This is a genomic window from uncultured Roseibium sp. (genome assembly GCF_963675095.2).
Classification (GTDB): domain Bacteria; phylum Pseudomonadota; class Alphaproteobacteria; order Rhizobiales; family Stappiaceae; genus Roseibium.
Genome location: NZ_CAXXSJ010000062.1, coordinates 1 through 19,523 on the forward strand (window position 1 = coordinate 1; position 19,523 = coordinate 19,523).

Below are 19,523 nucleotides of genomic sequence, written 5' to 3' on the forward strand. Positions count from 1 at the left end.
ACACGGCAACCGCGGGCATGGCAATCGAGGGGGCGGGTAGTGACGCGGTCGCCAAGCTTGCCGAACTCGCCACCGCCGATCCGGCCTCGCCGCTGTTCGGGGCGGGTAACGCCGGGGTGGTCGCCAAGAACGGACGTCTGCACAGGGCGGACGACGACAGCCGCAGCGAGGCCTATACGGAAATCCTCGCCCGCACCGGACGGACCGGGGTCGAGGGCAACGGCAAGGGTGCGCGTGATCCGTCCGTGGCGGAAGACTATGCGTTCCAGGCCCATGGCGCAGTCTTTGCCGAAGTCCGGGTCGATCCGGATCTCGGCCAGACGCGCGTGACGCGGCTTGTCGGCGCGTTCGCGGCGGGCCGGATCATCAACCCGCATCTGGCGCGCAGCCAGTATCTGGGCGGCATGATCTGGGGCCTGTCCTTCGCGCTCCACGAGGCGGTGGACCTCGACCCCCGCACAGGCCGGATCGGCAATGCGGATCTCGGCGAATACCACGTGCCGGTCAACGCCGACGTGCCCTCTGTCGAGGCGCTGCTGATCCCGGAGGAGGATGATCACATCAATCCGCTTGGCATCAAGGGCGTCGGCGAAATCGGCATCACCGGCACCGCCGGCGCCATCGCCAACGCCATCTATCACGCAACCGGCGTCCGGGTGCGCAAGTTCCCGGTCCGGCTTGAGGATCTGGTGACGGTGATGTGAGGACAATGACTGCCGGCGGCGCTTGTCAGTGAAGGCGCCGCCGGTGGTTCAACGCAGGGACTTCAGGTCCCGGTCGGGATACCCGGGCTTTTCGGGCTCAGCCGCTCCGCAATGGCGATCAGCCGCTTTTCCGAGCGGTCGGGCCCGACGAGCTGGAAGCCGTAGGGCAGGCCTGCGGCGGAGACACCGGCGGGGACGCTGAGGCCGGGGAGGCCGAGGGCGTTGGCGAAGGCGGTGAAGATGGCGTGGCCGCGCGGGCCGACGGGCTGGCCGGCGATGGTGCCCGGATGGCTTGTTGCCTTGGGCCAGGAGAGCGCCGCGATGGCGGGGGTCAGCAGGGCGTCAAAGCCGGCGAGGCGGGTGAGGAAACGGTCCTTGATCGTCTCGATACCGGCGATGGCGCCGGCATAGTCGGCGGCGGTGCAGCCCCGGCCGGTTTCCGCCATGGCCTGCAGATCTTTTCCAGCCATTTCGGTCAGGGCCGGATACTGGTCGAACAGCCACGCGACGCCGGAGGCGCTGACGACGGGCCAGACCGCGTCCATGCCGCTCAGGATATCGAGGCTATCGAGGGTCGTGACCTCGCAGCCGGCGTCCGTCAGGCGGCGGGCGATGTCGTCGATACCGGCGGCGATTTCCGGATCGACCGGCTGGCCGGCGAAGGTTCGGGCGTGGAGAATGCGCGGGGCTACCGAAAGCTCGCCGTTCGGCAAATCGTCTTCGGCCAGAACCTCGAGCATCAGCGCCACGTCTTCCAGGGTCCGGGCAATCGGGCCGACCCCCTCGAATTCGCCGAGGATCGCCGGAAAGCCCTTGCCGCGCCGTACGGTACGGGCCGACGGTTTCAGCCCGAACAACCCGCCGTGGGCAGCGGGCCTGCGGATGGAGCCGCCGCCATCGGTGCATAAGGCCAGCGGGCCGATGCCCGAGCCGACTGCTGCGACCGCGCCGCCGCTGGAGCCGCCGGGGGTGAGGGCCGGCGCATGCGGGTTGCCGGTCGCGCCGAAGAGAAGGTTGTCGGTGTAGCCCTGAAGGGTCAGCTCCGGCACGTTGGTCTTGCCGAAGAGGACCAGCCCTTGCGCCCGCAGGCGCTCCACTGGCACCTCGTCGTGATCAGGGATGAACTCGGCAAAAGCCCGGCTGCCCCAGGTGGCGCGCATGCCCTTGACCTGGAGATTGTCCTTGATGGAGATCGGCACGCCGTCGAGGGGCCCAAGCGGCGCTCCGGCCTGCCAGCGCTTCGCGGAAAGCTCTGCAGCCTCAAGAGCTGCTTCCGGTGCCAGCGTCACGACCGCGTTGAGAGACGGGTTGACGGCTTCGCACCGTTCCAGGACCGCCTTGAGCGCGTCGACCGGAGTGAAGGCGCCACTGCGGTAGCCTTCCACCAGTCGGGCCGCCGACAATTGCCAGAGCGGGGCCGTCATGCCTTGACGATCGCCGCGACCGGCGCCTCTCCGGGAGCACACTGATGTTCCGTTCCGCCGGAGAGGAAGATCGCCGGATCGCCGGTGACGGAGGCAATCACGGCGCCGGCAGCGGCGCGGGCGTGGCGTTCGAAATGTATATCGGCGTCCGACATCATGGTGGTGCGGCGGCCCCGGATCTTGGCCGCCGCCTCGCCCTTGGCAAAGACAGACAGGATGGCGTCAGGGCCATCTTCGTCCGTGTATCCGGCATCGGCAAGGGCGCTGCGGGTCCCGTCCGCATCGATGGCGTCTTTCAGGATAGCATGTCCGATCCGGCAGTCGCTCGAGGCCCCCGGCGCGTTGCCGAACAGAAGGATCTCGCATTTGGTCAGCTCTCCGCCGGCGGAGGTGGAGGCCACGCTTGAAAAGACCGACATGTCCTCGGCGATGGTGTCCGCGGTTACGGCCTCGCCTGAGATTTCGCCGAGGCCGAGACCGACGCCGAGCGCCATGGCGCCGCGCGCAAAGGGCTTTGATCCGTTCGGGTCGCGGGTGACGAGCGGCTCGCCACGGCTGTCCGCGTCGGCGATCTTCTCCGGCGAGAGCAGGGGACCCTTGACCTGAACGTAGTGCACGTCCGCCCCGTCCGGGATGCCGGCGTCCTGCTGAGCCCGGCGGACGGCGTTCGCGACCTCTTCAACATGGGCCATGGTGCCGATTTCTTCCGGGCGAATGTCCCGGGTCATGGCGATGCCCAGCGCAAGGCGTCCTTCCGGGTGGCTTGCCCCGGTTTCGCTCGTCGTCCGGGTGAAGACGGTCGCATGCGGCGACAGAACCCCTTCAGTGCCGCCGGACCAGACGAAGGCGATGTCACTCATGACCTCGTCGGCGGACTGGTCCCTGTAGGGGCTGAGCGCCAGGGCGAAGGCCAGGGTGGCAAAGCCACGGGTGAAATCGTTGGCGCCGCCGTTTCCTTCCGTCTTGCCGATCACGGCGACGATAGCCTTGGGGTCGATCGCGCCGTCGGCGATCAGGGCCGTGAGTTCGGAAACGTCGCTCGGGGACGCCATTGCGATCTTGTGTACGCCGACCTTCATCTGCGCCTTGATCCTTTCGTTTGTGGGAGCACCGTTACTTTCCGCCCCAGTGGACGAAGCGGCGTTCCAGAATGATGAAAAGCAGGTTCAGCCCGTAGCCCAGGGCGCCCGAGGCGAAGATCGCCGCGTACATCTCCGGCATGTCGAAGATCATCTGGGCGTTGATGATGCGCTGGCCGAGCCCGTCGGTGGAGCCGATGAACATTTCCGCCACGATCACGATGACGAGCGCGATGGAAATGCCGGAGCGCATGCCGACGAAGGTCTGCGGCAGGGATTCCCAGATGGTGACATCGGTCAGGATGCGGAACTTCGAGGCGCCCATGACACGGGCTGCGAGCTGGCGCTGCTTGCGGGCGTTCATCACGCCGTAGGCGGTGTTGAACAGGATGATCAGCGCCGCGCCGAAGGCGGCCACTGCGATCTTGGCTTCCTCGCCGACCCCGAACATGACCAGGAACAGCGGAAACAGCGCGGAGGCGGGCGTGGAGCGGAAGAAGTCGACGGAAAACTCCACCGAGCGGTAGACCGTTTCCGACGAGCCGAGGAACACACCGATCGGCACCGCGACGATGATGGCAATGACGAAGGAGACGGTGGTGCGGACGATGGTCTGCCAGAAGTCGTGCCAGAGCGTGCCTTCGGTCAGGCCGTAAATGAAGGCGTGCCAGGATTCCGCCGGGGAGGGCAGCAGCACCGGATCGATCAGCCTGCCGGCACTTGCCAGCCACCACAGCAGAACGAGGAAGGCGGCGCCGATCAGCGGCTGGATCTGGCGGATGAATTTGGCGATTTTCGTGTTCTGGCTCATTTGCGCACCTCGCGCTGGAAGATCTCCAGGCTGCGGGTCTTCACGTCGATAAATTCCGGGGTCAGGGTCGTCTCCGCGGTCCGCGGGCGCGGCGCATCGAACATCAGCCGGTCGGCGACCTGGGTCGGCTTCTTGGTCAGAAGCAGGATCTCGTCAGCCAGGGCGACCGCCTCGTCCAGATCGTGGGAGACGAGCAGGGTGGTCACCTGCAGCTCGGTCAGGACCTTCTGCAGCTTGTCCCGCAGGAACAGGGTCATCTCGTAGTCGAGCGCGGAGAAGGGCTCGTCGAGGAACAAGACCTCCGGATCCACGACTAAGGCCCGCATAATGGAGACGAGCTGCTGCTGGCCGCCGGAAAGTTCGTACGGATAGCGGTTCAGGTCGATCTTGACGTCGAAGCTTTCGAGCAGATGCTCCACCCGCCGGTCGCGCTCCGCCTTGGAGAGGTTCAGGAACTGCAGCGGATAGCGGATGTTGTCGATCGCCTTAAGCCAGGGGAAGACCGCTTCCCGATAGTTCTGGAACACATAGCCGATACGGGTTTCGCGCGCGGTCTTGCCATCGAACAGGATCTGGCCGGCGTCATAGTCCATGATCCCGGAGATCATGTTGATCAGGGTGCTCTTGCCGCAGCCGTTGGGGCCGAAGACGGAGATGACCTTGGCCTTCGGAATATCGAGGTCGAAATCCCGGTAGAGAACGACGTCGTCGAAGGTCTTGGTGAGGCCGCGTACCGTGATGTGGGTTCCCTTGGGAAACCAGCGCAAGCGATCCGGGTCGGCTGACGGCGGTGCCTGATGCACCGCCGCTTCGCCTGTCATGCCTTGTTGTTCGATGGGCACTCTCATTCCTTTTCCAGAAGATCTTCGGCCTTGACCGGCTTTGCGACAACGCCGAGGTCGACGCCGATCTGGATGAATTTCTGGAAGTCTTCGATCTGCTTTTCGCTCAGGTCCTTGGACATCACGAAATGGGCCAGCGGAACCGTGTCGACCAGCTTCGGATTGACCCGCATGTCCTCCGCCATATAGGCGCGGGCGGTCGGATCGTTGTTCGCATCCGCCGTTGCCTTTTCCCAGGCCTTGGCGAAGCGGGCGGCGACGTCCGGACGTTCCTCCAGCATCTTGCCCGAGACAGCAGCGCCGGCGGCATAGGCCTCGGCAGCCTCGTCCTTAAGCAGGTACTTGGAGATGACGCCGGCTTCCAGCCGCTTCGCGATCCCCTGATCGATCATCGAGCTGGCCAGCGCCTCAAGGGTGAAACCACCGTCGAAGGTGCCGCCCTTCATGGCGCCCATGTGGTTGCCCATGCCCTGTTCCTGGATTGTGAAATCCGTGCCTTCCTTCAGGCCGGCGGCGGCCAGAACAGCCTTGGCGGCCCCAAGGTTCGCCGGCCCGGGGGCGGAGAAGAGCTTTGCGCCTTTCAGATCGGCGACGGTTTTCGCGGTGCTGTTAGGCGCGACCACGAACTGCTCCATGATGTATTCGGCGTTCTGGCCGTTGAGGGCGATAAACTTGAGCGTGCCGGGACGGCGGGCAACGATGTTGGCGCCTTCCAGGGTCACGACGTTGGAGGCGACGTCGATGTCACCGGTCACCAGTGCCTGGACGATCAGCGGGTGGGTGCCGATGACCACGGTTTCCACCTCGATGTCGACCTCATCGAAATAGCCGCGCTTCAGGCCGACGTAATAGGGCAGGGCGGAGCTGGCGCTGAAGACGCCGACTTTGACCTTGTCGGCCGCATGCGCGGTGATCGTGCCGCAGGCGGTCGCCGCCAGGATCAGGCCGGCGGTCACCAGCCTTTTAAAGGAATTGGTCTTGTTCATGATGAAGTCCCTGTATCTGGAAGTTGTCTCTGTCCCCGGGCCTCTGGCCTGTCAGCCGGCGGCGCGTTCCTCCTCGGGATGAGCCGAGCCGATCGTTCCTATGTCGTTGTAAAGTCGCTTGAGTTTTTCCAGGAACGCCGGACTTCTTTTCTTCAGTGTGCCTTCGACCGGATCCGAACCGGCCAGAAGGGTGTCGCTCGCCTCAAGCGAGAATTCCATGACGAAGCGGATGCGCTCGGAACGCGACGCTTCGATGGCGGTCAGCCAGCTGCGAACGTCGGTGTCGCCGACGGCCATGCGGTTTTCGATGGCCGTAAGGGCCGCGCAGGCGCCTTCGATGGCCTGGGTCGCGCCCTGTCCAAGCGTCGGCACCATGCCGTTTGAGCTGTCGCCGAGATAAAGAACGTTGACGTCCGGCTCGCTGTGCCGGGCCTCGGATTCCTGGATCCGTGCCCAATGCAGCTCGCTGTCGGGCGAACAGATCGTGTCGATCATCCACTTCGCCTGATCGCTTGGCGGGGCCGTGCGCGGGGTGTAGGCGGCGCGCAGAGCGTCGGCGGTCTTCAGCTCGTCCGGCGTTTCCCCTTCCTTGGCGATCGGGAAGGTGCCGGCGATGTAGATGTGGCCGGGCGGCACCCGGTAGGCGAGCAGGCGGTTCGGTCCGTTGAACCACTGCTCGTAGTCGGTGATCAGACCGTCGCTGGTATCGGGAATGAGCGTGCGGAAGATCGCCACGCCGATCTGGCGGGAGTTCACGCCGCCGGCAAAGACGTTGCGGGTCTGGGAGAACCGGCCGTCGACGGCGATGAGCAGATCGATGTCGGTCAGTTCGTGGGAACCATCCTTGTCGCTCCAGCGCACGAAGGTCTTTCCGGAGCCGTCGGCGGTCTTGCCCATTTCCTCAACCGTGCAGCCGTAGCGGATCAGGCCTTCGGCGGACTCCCGCAGCACTTTGTAAAGCTCCGACCAGCGCAGGCGCCAGCCGTTGCTGGGGGAGACTTCGTTCAGCGGCAGGTCGAACAGGACGGTGCCGTCGGTCAGCGAAACGCGCCAGTTCTTCCACTCCAGCGAGGCGTCGTCGATCAGGCCGGCCAGTTCCGGATCGGTGGCCCTCAGGGCCTGAACCGCGTTCGGGCCGATGTTGAGGCCGGTGCCGCTTTCCGCGTGGTCGCCGGGTTCGACCCGCTCCAGGCAGTGGATTTCCAGACCGGGCATGCGGGACAGGCCACGTGCGACCACACATCCGGCAACTCCAGCTCCGATGATGACAACCCGCATTTTATACTCCTGTGTCCTGTTCCGGCGGCGTAGTCCCTGCCGCGTTTTCTGCGATCACGGCAATCAGTCCGCCGCCATCGGGTCCTTGATGCTCCGCGCCGCCGGAGACGAAAATCCGGGTATCGCCGATGACGCTCGCGACGACCCCGCCGACCGCGCCGCGGATATGGCGCTGGGGGTCGATGTCCGTGTCGTTCAGCATGGTGTGGCGCTGGCCGTGGATCCTGCCGCTGCGGTCCGGTTCCGCCTTGACCAGAACGCCCCGGATCCGGTCGCGCTCAGAAGCGCTGACCTGTGACTTCGCTGACAAGCCGAGATCGCCGAGAACGTTCTGGACGGCGGCCAGGTCGATGGCATCGTCCATGGCCCGGTGAGAGATGCGCAGGTTGCCCGACCATTTCGGGCTGTTTCCGAGGACGATGACCTCATTGGCCTCGACCTCGACGCCGGAGGATACGCTGGCCCGGTCGCAAAAATGGCTGAAGTCCTGCAGAAACAGGGAGGCCGAAAGAGCCTCGGAGGTAATGTCGCCCAGCGCCAGGGCCACGCCGAAGGCGCCGGCAGCGCGGGCAAGGGCCATGGACTGGCCGGCGCTCGTGGCCGGCAGCGGCAGGCCCTTTTCCCTGAGCCCGGCGATCCGCTCGGACGTCAGGCAGGGGGCTTTCACCTGAACGAAATGGACATCCTCGATATTCTCGATCCCGGCATCGGCGATCGCCGCCTTGACGGCCTCGGCGACGCTGAGCGCATGGTCTCGTGTGCCGACATACTGGTGCTCGAGAACCGGGGAGAAGGCCTTGCCGATGGCGAGCGCGCCGGTTCCGGGTGCATCCGTTTCCTTGCGGCAGAACACGAGGTAATGGGGTGACAGGACGCCTTCAGTGCCGCCGGACAGGATGCAGGGCAGGCGCCGGGCCAGACCTTCCGCAGGTTCGTTCAGATGTCCCGACAGCATGGTCATCAGCCGGTCGGTGAAATAGCCGCGGGTGAAATCGTTCACGCCGCCATTGCCTTCGGTCTTGCCGATGAAGGCCACGATCTGGTCCGCGCGGACCTGGCCGCTGTTGATCAGGTTCGCCAGGGCCGAGACATCGCCGGGATGGTCCATGGAGAGTTTGAAAACGTCCGCCTGCAAGAAAAGTCGTCCCACTTGATGTGTTGTTTCGCCTCACAGGTTGGAGGGAAAGACAGTTCCGGCATAGGTCAAAAAAACACTCATGGTGAGAGCAAAATGTGTGCACTCTTGCTTCAAGAGAACGCAGTCACGGCGGTGATGGAGGTGTCTTGGATGCTGAAAGCAACCCTTGATATGTATCGCTCTTGGGAACGATACCCTGGGCCGGATCTGCTTAAACGCGGGCCATATGCTGTTTCAGGGTTTCGGCAAAACTGATGGCGGGCAGTGACAATTTCCGACCGTTCCGGTTGACGAGAACCAGTCGGCCGTTGGTCAGCTCCGGGTCGGTGAGCGGAATCGCAACGAGCTCGCCGGCAGCCGTGTCCTCAAGGGTTCCGATCTGGAACTGGAAGCAGACGGCGCCCGTCTGCTTGGCGTAGACCATCAGCGAGCGCACCGTATTCGATTCCAGCACCACGTTCAGGCTGAGGTTGGCGCGCTTGAGGACGGGATCGATCAGCTGGCGGCCGCCGAAGGTGCGATTGCCCAGGGCGATCGGATAGGGCTGACAGTCGGCAAGGCGCAGCTTGCTGCGGCCGGCCAGTGGATGATCGTGGCGGACGATGGCGCAGAGCGGTTGCCGGATCGAGGCGATCTCGTTGAGATCCGGCGTCGGCGCCGGATCATGGACCAGGGCCAGGTCTGTCTCGTCGCGCAGGAGAGCCGCCACCAGATCGACCGTTCCGCCGACCATCAGCTGGAAATTGACCCTTGGATGATGGACCTGATAGCCGGCGATCGCGGTCGGGACGAGGCTGTTGGCCACCGAATGGGCAATCGCCAGGCTGACGTTGCCGCGTACAAGACCGCGTAACTGCTCGATCTGTGCATTGGCCGCATCGATATCGGACAGGTTCCGCCGGATCGCATCGATCAGAACTTCGCCGGCCGTCGTCAACCGGACCCCCTTGGCAAGACGCTCGAACATCGGCATGCCGAGCTCGTCCTCGATTTCCAGGATCTTCCGGTTCAGGGCGGTGGAGGCGACGCCGAGCTTGGCGGCTGCCTTCCGGATCGATCCGGCCCGTGCGACGGCATCGAGATAAAGATAGTGGCGGGGAGGGCGGAACATGAAGCGGGATCTGTCGATGCGGGGGCGGGCGCGGGAGTGGTCATCTTCTCAGGCGGCTCTCCCGGCCACAAGTCCAAATCGACCCCAGGCTTCCGTCTGGCGGTACGGGGGCGCAGCGTCTGGTCACTTCCGTTGAATGGAAGATCAGTTCAGATGAGCTGTGTCCAGGCGTTCCAGAATATGGATCGCACAGGCCTGGGCATCATTGCCCTTGTTTCCGCCCATGATCTGGGCAAGCCCGATACGAGCGTCCTCGATCTGACGTTTGCCGCAAGCACCGCGGAGCTGTTTCGCAATTTCGTAGATCTGCGCCAGACCGGTCGCGCCCGGCGGATGTCCGCGGGCAAGCAGCCCGCCGCTGGGGTTCACCGGGATCCGGCCACCCAGTCTGGTCGCGCCGCTATCGATCAATCGTCCGCCTTCGCCCGGGAGACAAAGTCCCAGCGCTTCGGTGTGAACGATTTCGGATATCGTGAAGGCGTCGTGGAGCTCGACGAGGTCCAGATCTTCCGGGCCGATCCCCGCCGCTTCATAGGCCATTTGAGCGGTCCGGACCTCGCTGTCCCAAACCGTCATGTCTCTCAGAGGCGCGTAGTCACCGGAAGACAGAACCGATGCTGCAATGCGGATCGCCGCCCTGGAGCCCCGCCGGTCCAGCCAGTCCCTGGAACACACCACGACCGCTGCGGCGCCATCGCTGTTCGGGCAGCAGGAAAAAAGCGTCAAAGGCTCCGCGATCATCGGTGCGGCGAGAACTTCATCCAGTGTCACAGGCTTGTTGAACTGGGCCTTTTCGTTGAGGACGCCGTGATCATGGTTCTTCACCGAGACCTCGGCGAGTTGCTCCGCCGTCGTGCCATGGATCGACATGTGCCGATTGGCGATCAAGGCGAATGTGCCCGGAAAAATGTCGCCGAGCTGGGCTTCGAACTGTGCGGTTCCGGCAGCCAGAACCGTTCCCTTCGGCATGACGGCCTTATCGACGCCCAGTGCGAGGACAACGTCATGGATGCCCCAGGCCACATCCCGCCAGGCTAGATGAAGCGCTGTGGCACCGGTCGCGCAGGCGTTCTCCACATTGATCACGGGAATTCCGGTCACACCGATTTCCATGAGTACCGATTGACCGACACCTGTGTCTCCCTGGACGAGAGCGGCCATCGCGCTGCCGCAGTAAACAGCGTTCAATTCGTTCGGGGCAACAACCGCATCGCCGAGGGCTTCCAGCACGGCCTCGCTGGCCAGATCAGTCAGCGACCGGTCCGGATGACGCCCGAAATCCGTCATGCCTACGCCTGATATATAGGCGTTTCTCGAAGGTTCAGACATCATCGCCTCGGGGCGCTTGAGTGAAGGCATAGCCCAGGACGCCCTGCATCTTTTCGGCAGGTATCTCGCAAAAAACCAGTTCGACGGCCTGTCCCGGCTCCCAACCGGTATCGTCTTCTCCGACCAAAGGCGCGAAGATCCGGGTCTTGTCCGCCGGCAGGTCGACGTAGCCATAGGCATAGGGAGGCTTATGCCCCAGAGCCGATGGGACATGCACTCTGGTCGCCGCGTAAACCCGGCCTTCCGCTGAAAGCAGATGTGTTTCGATCGGCGCTTCCGGACCGCAGGAGCCGCAGGCCTTTCTGGCCGGGAAGGATACCTGTCCGCATACCGTGCACCGTCCGCCTATCAGGGCCGTCGGCATGCCGTTTTCGTCGAAATGAAACATCCCCTCCCGGAGAGGACGGAGCTTTGAAATTGACAACTCTTCCATGACATCAAATCGCTGACGCGCTCCCTTGCCAGAAGGAGGCTTTAAGATTGTTTTTCAATATCTTGCCTGCTGCGTTCTTCGGCAGTTCGTTCATCAGCAAAACCTTTTTGGGTTTCTTGTATCCGGCAAGGTGCTCGGCGCACCAGGACGTCACCTCTTCACCGGTCAGTTTGGTATCCGGTTCGGACACGACCGCAGCGCAGACAGCCTCGCCGTAAGTTGCGTCCGGAATGCCGAAAACGGCCACCTCCCGGACATGGGGATGACCTGCCAGCACCAGTTCGATTTCGCGGGGGTAGATGTTCTCCGCACCGGAAATGATCATGTCCTTTTTCCGGTCGACGATGAGGAAGTAGCCGTCTCCCAGATTGCGGGCCAGGTCCCCTGTATGAATCCAACCGTCGCGGAGGACCTCCAGGGTTTCCTCGTCCTTTCCGAAATAGCCGATCATTCCCAGCGGATGCTGGCGGGAAAGGACTTCGCCGATTTCTCCGATGGCAACGTCCCGGTCCTGTGTATCGACCAGCCGCAATTGCGCCGCCGGCATCGCACGGCCTGTGCTGCCCGGATAAAGATCGTGGTCTTCCGGCTTCAGGACCGAGGTCATTCCGGTCTCGGTCATGCCGTAGAACTGATAGTGATCGGCTCCGAAAGTCCGCTTGGACCGTTCCAGCAAGTCCGGCGCGATCGGTGACGAGCCGTACCAGATCTTCGACAGGGAGGAGGTGTCGAACCGGCTCGAAGCATCGGAGGTGATCAGCATCGACAGCATCGTCGGCACCCACATCACCGAGGTGATCCGGTGCTTTTCGACGGTTTCCAGCACCTCTTCCGGTTTGAAACCGCGCGCCATGATGACCGCGACTGCCCCCAGAAGCAGAGTGGGCATCAGCACTGCCGTCAGCCCGCCATTGTGGAACAGAGGCAGCGATACCATCATTCTGTCGTCGGACGTCAGTTCGCCGCTTTCGATGATCGCCTTCACGTTGGCGAGATAGGCCCTGTGCGAAAACAGAACGCCCTTGGGAAACCCCGTCGTTCCGCTCGTGTACATGACCATCGCAGGCGCATCTTCGGAGAGAGCCGACCTTGGCAGCATTGCTGGAGCGTCTGCTCTCAGCAAGGTTTCCAGACGGGGCTTTTCGATCACGGAAACGCTTTGATCGAAGGACGGTTGTGCCTTCTCCACCTGCGACATGTAGGCCGGGGCGACGAGCAACACATGGGGTTTCGCGTCATTGACCACATAGGCGACTTCATCCGGGGCGAACCGGAAATTGATCGGCACGAAAAGCGCGCCCAACATGGATACGGCGAAAACCACCACGGGATATTCCGTGCTGTTTTCGTCCAGATAAGCGACACGGTCGCCGGTTTTCACACCCATTTCGGCGAGTTGGGCGGCGAGATTTTCGGCGGCTTTCTGCAAGGCGCCATAGGTCACCGTCTCGTCCTGAAAGATCAAAGCGGTTTGGCCGGAACGACCTGCTGCTCCTTCCAGCAGGATGTCATGAAGAAACCGCATCGCCGGCCTCTTTCATGAAGGAACTTCTTTTGGCGAGGGCGCGGCGCATGTAGCCGTCGGTCGCCATTTCCAGGGTCGAGGCGCCGTCGATGGGAATGGTGACGCCGTTGATATGCCCGCCGGCCTCGCTGCACAGGAAGCCGAGCAGATCCGCGATCTCCGACGGATCCGCAAGCTTGCCGTCCGGTGTGCCATCGACCGCGGTTGAAATGAACCGGCTTCCCTGTTCCTGCAATTCCCTGTTCACATGGGTCGCGACCATTCCGGGAGCGATCGCATTGGCGGTCACGCCGTAGGGCGCCAATTCCTTGGCGGCGGTCATCGTCAGGTTCATCAGGCCGGCTTTCGCGGCGCCATATTCGGCGCTTCCAACCGTTCCGAGCATGCCGGCAACCGAGGCGATGTTAATGATCCGCCCCCATTTGCGGGGGATCATGCACCGGGCGGCGGCGCGGATAAGATAGAACGACCCGTAGAGATGGACGCGAAGCGTCGCGTCCCAGGCGGTATCCTCGATATCGACGATCAGGGAAAACGGCCCGGGCAGTCCGGCATTGTTGACCAGAACGGTGAGGGGGCCGGTTTCCTGTTCTATGGCGGACACCATCTCATCGACGGCTGCGCGATCGCTGATATCAACCGGCCAGGCACGCGCATCATGTCCCTGATCGCGCAGCCCTTGCGCGCAACGTTCGGCAGCCTCGGGGTTGATGTCGTTGGCGGCGACTGAAAAACCGGCGCGTGCCAAAACCGCGCAGAAAGCGGAACCGAGCGTTCCCCCGGCACCGGTCACCAATGCGACGCGTTTGGTCATTTGTTGCCTCCTCCCAGATAAAGTTGGCGGATTCTGTCTTGTTTCCAGAGGCTCTTGGCGTCACCGCTTATGGTGACCTGACCAAGCTCAAGAACATAAGCCCGATCAGCGATCCGCAATGTTGCCGCGGCGTTCTGCTCGGCAAGCAGAATGGTGACGCCCCGGTCGCGCATGGTGCGAATGGCGGCAAAGATCTGGGCTACGATTTTGGGGGCAAGGCCGATGGATGGTTCATCCATCAGGATCAACTTGGGACTGCACATCAGCGCGCGTCCGATCGCAAGCATTTGCTGCTCTCCGCCGGACATGGTCATTGCCCGTTGGTGCTGGCGTTCGTCGAGCCTTGGAAACAGGGAATAGACGTTCTCAATTTCCTTTTGGATCTCCTGACCTCGCCCGAAACCGGACCGGGAATAGGCGCCCAGAAGCAGGTTGTCGCGAACGTTCATCTCGCCGAAAAGGCGGCGGTTTTCCGGAACAACGGCAATCCCGAGCGAGGCCCGCTTTTGCGAGGGCTGCTTGAGCAGTTCCGTCTCGTTCAGGCGAATGTTCCCGGTGGTGGGTTTGACCAGTCCCGCACAGGCTTTGATCAAGGTGGATTTGCCGGCGCCGTTGGAGCCGATCAACGCGACAATTTCGCCCGCATCCACTTTCAGTGACACGTCCTTCAGGGCTGAAATATTGCGGTAGGAAACGCTGATTGAATTGAGTTCAAGCATCCTCGGTACTCCCGAGATACGCATCGATCACCGCTTGCGAATTCCGGATTTCGTCCGGCGTTCCTTCGGCAAGCCATTGCCCGAAATTCAGAACGAGGACTGAATCGGCCAGGCTCATGACAAAATCGATGTGATGGTCGATGAGTAGAACGGTCATGCCGGTCCCGCGGATGCGCGTGATCAGCTCTCCCAGTTCTCCGGTTTCGGTGTCGTCAAGCCCTGCTGCCGGTTCGTCCATCAGAAGAACCCTGGAACCCGTCGCCATCGCTCGGGCGATTTCGACGTATTTCTGCTGTCCGAGCGGCAGTTCACATGCTTGTCTTTGGAAAACATCGTCCAAGCCGACAAAAGCGAGCCATTTCTCCGCGATTTCGTGAAGGTCTTTTTCTGCGCGCCGGGCGGCGCCGAGCCCGAGTCCGCTGGAGAGCGTCCCGCACTTGTGGAACCGGTTCGCTCCAAGCATCACATTCTCCATCACCGTCAAAGACGTGAAGACCTGTGGCTGTTGAAAGGTTCTTGCGATTCCCGCCATGCCGATGGCGGCGGCGGTCTTGCCTGAAATTTCGGTTCCGTCCATCGCGACCGAGCCTGACGTGGGGCGCAGCGTGCCGGCGATGATATTGAACAGGGTTGTCTTGCCCGCGCCATTAGGACCGATCACGGCCTTGATCTCGGAAGGGGCAACTTCGAAACTCACGTCTTTCAGCGCGTTTAGCCCGCCGAAAGACTTGGACAGCTCAGTGACCCACAACATCAACCGGCCCTCCGTGCGAACCAATGCCTGGCGGTGTCAATCAGGCCTGGAAGCAGGCCGCGCGGGAAAACAAGCATGATGACGATCAGGCCCACGCCAAGGATGATCCGTTTGAAGTCGGCGAAACCCAGGGCGTATTCATTGAGCAGTGTCATCAGGGCCGCGCCGACAAGCGCTCCCCAAAGCCGGTCAAAGCCGCCAAGTGCGAGGACCATGATGATTTCGATGGCGAACATGATGGAGCCGGTCGCCGGCGTCACGAAGCCGACGAAATGCGCGTAAAGGCTGCCTCCGACACCGGCATAGATCGAACTCAGGATGTAGATCCCGATCTTGTAGCGCGGGGCATGAATGCCGAGCGATCCGAGGACGGGCTCGCCCTCCCGTACCGCGCGCAAGACGCGGCCGACCCCGGAAGAGGAAATGTTCAGGGCGAACCAGAGCATGACGATGGTTATCGGCCAGTAGAGGAGATAGATCTCAAGATCACTGGTGAGTTCCATGAAGCCGACATCGATCGGCGGAATGCCAAGCATACCCTGCATGCCACCGGTCAGCGACCGGGCCTCCTCGATGAGCAGTTCCACGATGATCGCAAAGCTCAAGGTCGCAATGGCGAGGTAATGGCTGCGCAGGCGCAGGACAACCGAACCGATGGCCGCGGCAATCAGGACGACGATGACCTGAGCGAGCACCGTCGACAGCAACGGCGTTATGCCGAGATTCGTCGACAGAATGGCGGATCCGTAGGCGCCCAGGGCGAAAAACGCGCCGTGGGAGATCGCGAGCTGGCCGCTCAGGCCGCTGAGCAGGCTCAGGCCCAGGGTCGGGAGCGCCAGGAGCGCGACAAAATTCAACGTGTTGAGATAGTAGCCCGTTCCGAACACGGCAGGCACGAGGAGCATGACCGCCAGGAAGGCCCCGGCCGATAGCGTGTGCCGGCGCAGTTCCCGATTGAACGGAGAGGAAGCGCTGCTTGCCGCCGAAGCCGGGCCGGCCGCGGCAAGATTATCGCTGAGTGAGGTCTTCATGATGCAAACCGGTTTCACCGCGCCGGCCCAGGAGACCGCGGGGCATGAAAAGAAGGACGAGAATGATGATCGTGAAGGTGGGAAGTTCCTTGAAGGCGCTGGAACTGAAGGTCACGGCCAGGGTCTCGACGAAGGCGATCAGCAAGGCGCCCAAGAGTGCGCCGCCGATGTTTCCCATCCCACCGAGCATGGCCGCCGAAAAGCCCTTGATCGCCAGAAGCATTCCGCCATTCGCATCGATCGTGGTCAGGGGCGTGGTGACGATGCCGCCGACCGCGCACAACATTCCCGACAAGACGAAGGACATGAGGATCGTCCACCGCACCGGGATGCCGACCATGGTCGCCGCCGCCCTGTCGAGCGCGCAGGCGCGCATTGCCTTGCCCATCATTGTGGAGCGGATGAACCACAGCAAAAGCATGATCGAAACGCCGCCGATGCCGATGATCCAAAGCGCCTGGGGCGTAATGGTCGCATCCAGGATGCGGAACGGCTCATCGCCGGAAAACGGTGCGAACCGGTGCGTGTCGCTGTCCCAGATCCAGGCGGCGACACCCTGCGTTGCTATGGAAGCGCCGATGGTGATGATGAGAACGCCGATGAGGGACATTCTCGCAGCAAACGCTGTCGTCAACAGCATGAGGACAGCGCTGTAGATGAGCGCCACCACGAGTGCGACCGCTATGGCGGCGGCCAGCGGCCAGTCATGCTGACCGTAGAGGCTGGCCACCGTCATGCCGCCCAACATGACAAACTCGCCTTGCGCGAAATTGATCACGCCCGTCGCGCTGTAGATCAGCGCGACGCCGACGGCCACAAGTGCATACATGCACCCGACCGTCAATGTGGTCATGACGATCTGGATCAGATCGGCAGGGATATTGCTGGTCATGTCGGGTTACCTGTCAGTCCGCAGCTTGCCAGTGGCCAGATTCGACCTGGTAGATCAGGACGGAATCCGTCCCCAAACCGGCGTGGTCCGTCGGGGAGTAGGTATAGATCCCGCCAAGCCCGACATAGTCCCGGGTTTCCTCGATGGCAGGACATAACGCTTCCGGGTCTGTTCCCGCTTTCGCGATCGCAGCCGTCAGAACCTTGAAGGCGTCGAAGGCACCGGCGCCGAACTGATTGGGTTCCTTGCCGACCGCTTCCTCATAGGTCTTGCGGTAGTCGACAATCACCGGTTTCTGCGGATCGCTGTCGGGCAGGTTGGGGCCGGCCTCGAACTTTGCGCCGGCCGCGAACATTCCCTCGGCATTTTCTCCGGCACCGGCCAGGACGGCGGGCGACAAGGCGGCATGGCTGTGTATCAGCGGGATGTCGAGACCAACCTGGCGGTAGGTGTTGGTCACGATGACCGGCGCCCGGGACGACGACCAGTTGATGAGGGCCTCGGCTTCGCTTCGGTTCACCTTGTTGAGGAGCGGCGCCAGATCCGTGTCTTCCATCGAAAAGCGCTCGTCAAATACGATTTCGATGCCCGCGGCTTCCGCCTGCGCTTCAAGTTCGCGGTGTCCGCCATCGCCAAATCCGTCCGACGTGCTGATCACGGCAACTTTGCGGATGCCTTTTTCGGCAAGATACTTGTAGATCCGCGACACGACGATCGCATCGTCCACCGGCAGCTTGAACATGCAGGCGGTCTGCGGGTCGACGGAGGCACGGGTGGCGGAAAGCATGAGTGTCGGAACGCCGGCCCGGTCCAGAACCTGCCTGACCGCAACGGCTTCCCAGCTTGCGATAGGGCCCAGGACAGCATCCACGCCATCGCTTTTTACAAGCCTGTTGATCACGCGGACTGCGATATCGGGTTTGCCTTCGGTGTCGTAGTAGATCATCTCCACCTGACGCCCATCGATGCCGCCTTTGGCGTTCAGTTCCTTGACCAGCAGTTCAAGGGTCTGCTTGCTTGCCTCCCCAGCGAATGCACCCGGTCCGCTGAGAATGAGCGGAGCACCGATCTTGATTGCGTCTGCCGCAAGTGCTGCCCCACCGACCACTGTCATGGCAATGACGCTTGCTGCGGTTGCCGCGAGGCGGATACCTTTGAATGTCATGAATTTCCTCCCTGTTTGATGGACGAGCGGGGGTGGCGTGCACCCCGGCTAGTCAGTGCTGGCGGCGTTTACGCCTGCCAATGCAAATGCCACCGTCTGACGGGCGATTTCCTCCAGTGAAAGTTCACCGTCAGGCCGGTACCATTTGAAAACGAAATTGATCATCGCGAAGATGTTGAAGGCACACACCGCCCCATCCAGAGACGGACCTTCCTGCTGAGCATGAATGGCGGTGATCGCTTCCTTGTAGAGGTCGAAGATCTGCCGCTCTCTGACGCGCATTTGTGCCGACAGTTCGGACGTGAGCTGCTGCTTGTCCTCTGTGACCAGCTTGAACTCGCGATAGCAGGTACGCCCCAGCAGGATGTGCGCCTCGATGGCGGCACGCAGACCTTGGGCAGGATCCGCTTGCGAGGCAAATGCCTGGCTCAGGACGTCATGAAGGCGAAGATTGAAATCCTCAATGAGCGCGAAGAGGATCTCTTCCTTGTTGGCGAAATGATAGTAGATCGCCGCCTGGGTAACCCCTACAGCGGACGCCAGATCGCGCATTGAGGCCGAGGCATAACCGTTTTCATAGAAAAGCTGGCAAGCCGCATCCAGAACGTGCCTTCGCCGTGATCCCCGCTGACCTTCGGCCTGTCCATCGCTGACGACTGTTTTACCGGCCACGGCGTGCCCGGTTCGCGCATTGCGCATCTGCTTCCTCCCAAGATCGACTTAACGATCGTTCAGTAAGTTACTAAACGCTCGTTAAGTGAATTGTCAATGAGGGCATTCCTTTTTGGTTCTTTTTCGAGAAAATGGCTGAGAGGCGATGGACGAAAGCCAGGTTTCCATCCATTCGCCGATAAAGGATGAACCTGAATGTCCTGCTGTGTCTGGCGATGTGAAGCCGAATGCCAATAGCCGCGCATCCGGGCGGGCAGAAAATCGGAGGTCCGCCGGGATTTGCGGTATTTGGACCGGATCGCGTCGAGCACCACCTCGCAGCGCGCCGTCAACTGGTGGCTCTGGGCCAGACGAGGGACTTCCGGATCAACCAAGGCGGACGTAAAAAAACGCCCCGGGCTCAGCCGCGGGGCGTTCGGATGTCTCTGGTGGCAATCAGCCGATAGGCGGATGCCGGTGATCAGGCGGTCTGGTCGTCCAGCTTGGCGTCCGGCGCGTTTTTCTTCACCGACTCGATGCCGTTGTCGCGGGCGGATGCGCTGGAGTAGGATTCGCTGGTGCCGATCACCTGGCCGTTGGTGGCCTTGAGATTGAACATCGGCTTTCCGGACGAGGTCTCCTTGCGCTCGTAGCGCTCGTCCGTCGGGGAATTCTTGCGGACAGACTCGATCCCGTTTTCGGCGCTGGCTTTCTGCTTGTAGCCTTCGCTGACGAGGATGATTTCCCCGTTGCCGGCCTTGAGACGGAAACGGTATTCGCCTGCCTTATCCTGGTAGAGTTCGAACTTGCCAGCCATCGCATTATTCCTTTTCGAGA

20 protein-coding genes are annotated in these 19,523 nt (G+C 62.3%); 1 reads left to right on the forward strand and 19 read right to left on the reverse strand.

From position 1 onward, the window contains the following. The coding region (locus ABIN98_RS24540; RefSeq protein ID WP_346914108.1) for a molybdopterin cofactor-binding domain-containing protein at positions 1-704 on the forward strand (704 nt) is incomplete at its 5' end. A 62-nt stretch (positions 705-766) separates the two neighbouring features. On the opposite strand, the gene ABIN98_RS24545 is transcribed toward ABIN98_RS24540, so the two are convergent. The 19 genes from ABIN98_RS24545 to ABIN98_RS24635 form a co-directional block, all read right to left on the reverse strand. Continuing rightward, a complete protein-coding gene (locus ABIN98_RS24545) occupies positions 767-2,128 on the reverse strand; it encodes an amidase (RefSeq protein ID WP_346914110.1) in 1,362 nt (453 codons plus the stop codon). Beyond that, positions 2,125-3,207 (reverse strand): ring-opening amidohydrolase, encoded by a 1,083-nt coding sequence (locus tag ABIN98_RS24550; protein ID WP_346914112.1) that lies wholly within the window; start codon positions 3,205-3,207, stop codon positions 2,125-2,127. The genes ABIN98_RS24545 and ABIN98_RS24550 overlap by 4 nt, the downstream gene beginning before the upstream one ends. 34 nt (positions 3,208-3,241) lie before the next feature. Further along, positions 3,242-4,018 (reverse strand): ABC transporter permease, encoded by a 777-nt coding sequence (locus ABIN98_RS24555; protein WP_346914114.1) that lies wholly within the window; start codon positions 4,016-4,018, stop codon positions 3,242-3,244. Further along, complete coding sequence (locus ABIN98_RS24560) at positions 4,015-4,866, reverse strand: ABC transporter ATP-binding protein (RefSeq protein WP_346914116.1); 852 nt, start codon at positions 4,864-4,866, stop codon at positions 4,015-4,017. The genes ABIN98_RS24555 and ABIN98_RS24560 overlap by 4 nt, the downstream gene beginning before the upstream one ends. Further along, on the reverse strand, positions 4,863-5,846 hold the full coding sequence (locus ABIN98_RS24565; RefSeq protein ID WP_346914118.1) for an ABC transporter substrate-binding protein: 984 nt from the start codon (positions 5,844-5,846) through the stop codon (positions 4,863-4,865). Before ABIN98_RS24565 ends, ABIN98_RS24560 begins: the two co-directional genes overlap by 4 nt. A 51-nt stretch (positions 5,847-5,897) precedes the next feature. Beyond that, positions 5,898-7,124 carry a hypothetical protein gene (locus ABIN98_RS24570; RefSeq protein ID WP_346914120.1) on the reverse strand — a complete coding sequence of 409 codons (1,227 nt, stop codon included), beginning with the start codon at positions 7,122-7,124 and terminating at the stop codon, positions 5,898-5,900. 1 nt (position 7,125) lies between these two features. Beyond that, positions 7,126-8,259 (reverse strand): ring-opening amidohydrolase, encoded by a 1,134-nt coding sequence (locus tag ABIN98_RS24575; protein ID WP_346914122.1) that lies wholly within the window; start codon positions 8,257-8,259, stop codon positions 7,126-7,128. Positions 8,260-8,473: 214 nt separating this feature from the next. Then, entirely contained in the window at positions 8,474-9,373 is a 900-nt protein-coding gene (locus tag ABIN98_RS24580; protein ID WP_346914124.1) for a LysR family transcriptional regulator, read from the reverse strand. A gap of 144 nt (positions 9,374-9,517) precedes the next feature. After that, on the reverse strand, positions 9,518-10,732 hold the full coding sequence (locus ABIN98_RS24585) for a thiolase family protein (RefSeq protein ID WP_346914126.1): 1,215 nt from the start codon (positions 10,730-10,732) through the stop codon (positions 9,518-9,520). Further along, positions 10,695-11,090 carry an OB-fold domain-containing protein gene (locus ABIN98_RS24590; RefSeq protein ID WP_346914128.1) on the reverse strand — a complete coding sequence of 132 codons (396 nt, stop codon included), beginning with the start codon at positions 11,088-11,090 and terminating at the stop codon, positions 10,695-10,697. The genes ABIN98_RS24585 and ABIN98_RS24590 overlap by 38 nt, the downstream gene beginning before the upstream one ends. Before the next feature lie 49 nt (positions 11,091-11,139). After that, on the reverse strand, positions 11,140-12,660 hold the full coding sequence (locus tag ABIN98_RS24595; protein ID WP_346914130.1) for a long-chain-fatty-acid--CoA ligase: 1,521 nt from the start codon (positions 12,658-12,660) through the stop codon (positions 11,140-11,142). After that, a complete protein-coding gene (locus ABIN98_RS24600; protein WP_346914132.1) occupies positions 12,644-13,474 on the reverse strand; it encodes an SDR family NAD(P)-dependent oxidoreductase in 831 nt (276 codons plus the stop codon). The genes ABIN98_RS24595 and ABIN98_RS24600 overlap by 17 nt, the downstream gene beginning before the upstream one ends. Continuing rightward, positions 13,471-14,193 carry an ABC transporter ATP-binding protein gene (locus tag ABIN98_RS24605; RefSeq protein WP_346914134.1) on the reverse strand — a complete coding sequence of 241 codons (723 nt, stop codon included), beginning with the start codon at positions 14,191-14,193 and terminating at the stop codon, positions 13,471-13,473. Before ABIN98_RS24605 ends, ABIN98_RS24600 begins: the two co-directional genes overlap by 4 nt. Further along, on the reverse strand, positions 14,186-14,947 hold the full coding sequence (locus ABIN98_RS24610; protein WP_346914136.1) for an ABC transporter ATP-binding protein: 762 nt from the start codon (positions 14,945-14,947) through the stop codon (positions 14,186-14,188). Before ABIN98_RS24610 ends, ABIN98_RS24605 begins: the two co-directional genes overlap by 8 nt. After that, complete coding sequence (locus ABIN98_RS24615; RefSeq protein ID WP_346914138.1) at positions 14,947-15,978, reverse strand: branched-chain amino acid ABC transporter permease; 1,032 nt, start codon at positions 15,976-15,978, stop codon at positions 14,947-14,949. Before ABIN98_RS24615 ends, ABIN98_RS24610 begins: the two co-directional genes overlap by 1 nt. Next, positions 15,956-16,870 carry a branched-chain amino acid ABC transporter permease gene (locus ABIN98_RS24620; protein ID WP_346914140.1) on the reverse strand — a complete coding sequence of 305 codons (915 nt, stop codon included), beginning with the start codon at positions 16,868-16,870 and terminating at the stop codon, positions 15,956-15,958. The genes ABIN98_RS24615 and ABIN98_RS24620 overlap by 23 nt, the downstream gene beginning before the upstream one ends. Positions 16,871-16,883: 13 nt before the next feature. Further along, positions 16,884-18,035: an ABC transporter substrate-binding protein gene (locus tag ABIN98_RS24625; protein ID WP_346914142.1), complete on the reverse strand. Its 1,152-nt coding sequence runs from the start codon at positions 18,033-18,035 to the stop codon at positions 16,884-16,886. Between the two features lie 48 nt (positions 18,036-18,083). Next, a complete protein-coding gene (locus tag ABIN98_RS24630) occupies positions 18,084-18,734 on the reverse strand; it encodes a TetR/AcrR family transcriptional regulator (RefSeq protein ID WP_346914144.1) in 651 nt (216 codons plus the stop codon). A 433-nt stretch (positions 18,735-19,167) separates the two neighbouring features. Next, complete coding sequence (locus ABIN98_RS24635; protein ID WP_346895380.1) at positions 19,168-19,503, reverse strand: YegP family protein; 336 nt, start codon at positions 19,501-19,503, stop codon at positions 19,168-19,170. Positions 19,504-19,523: the final 20 nt, after the last annotated feature.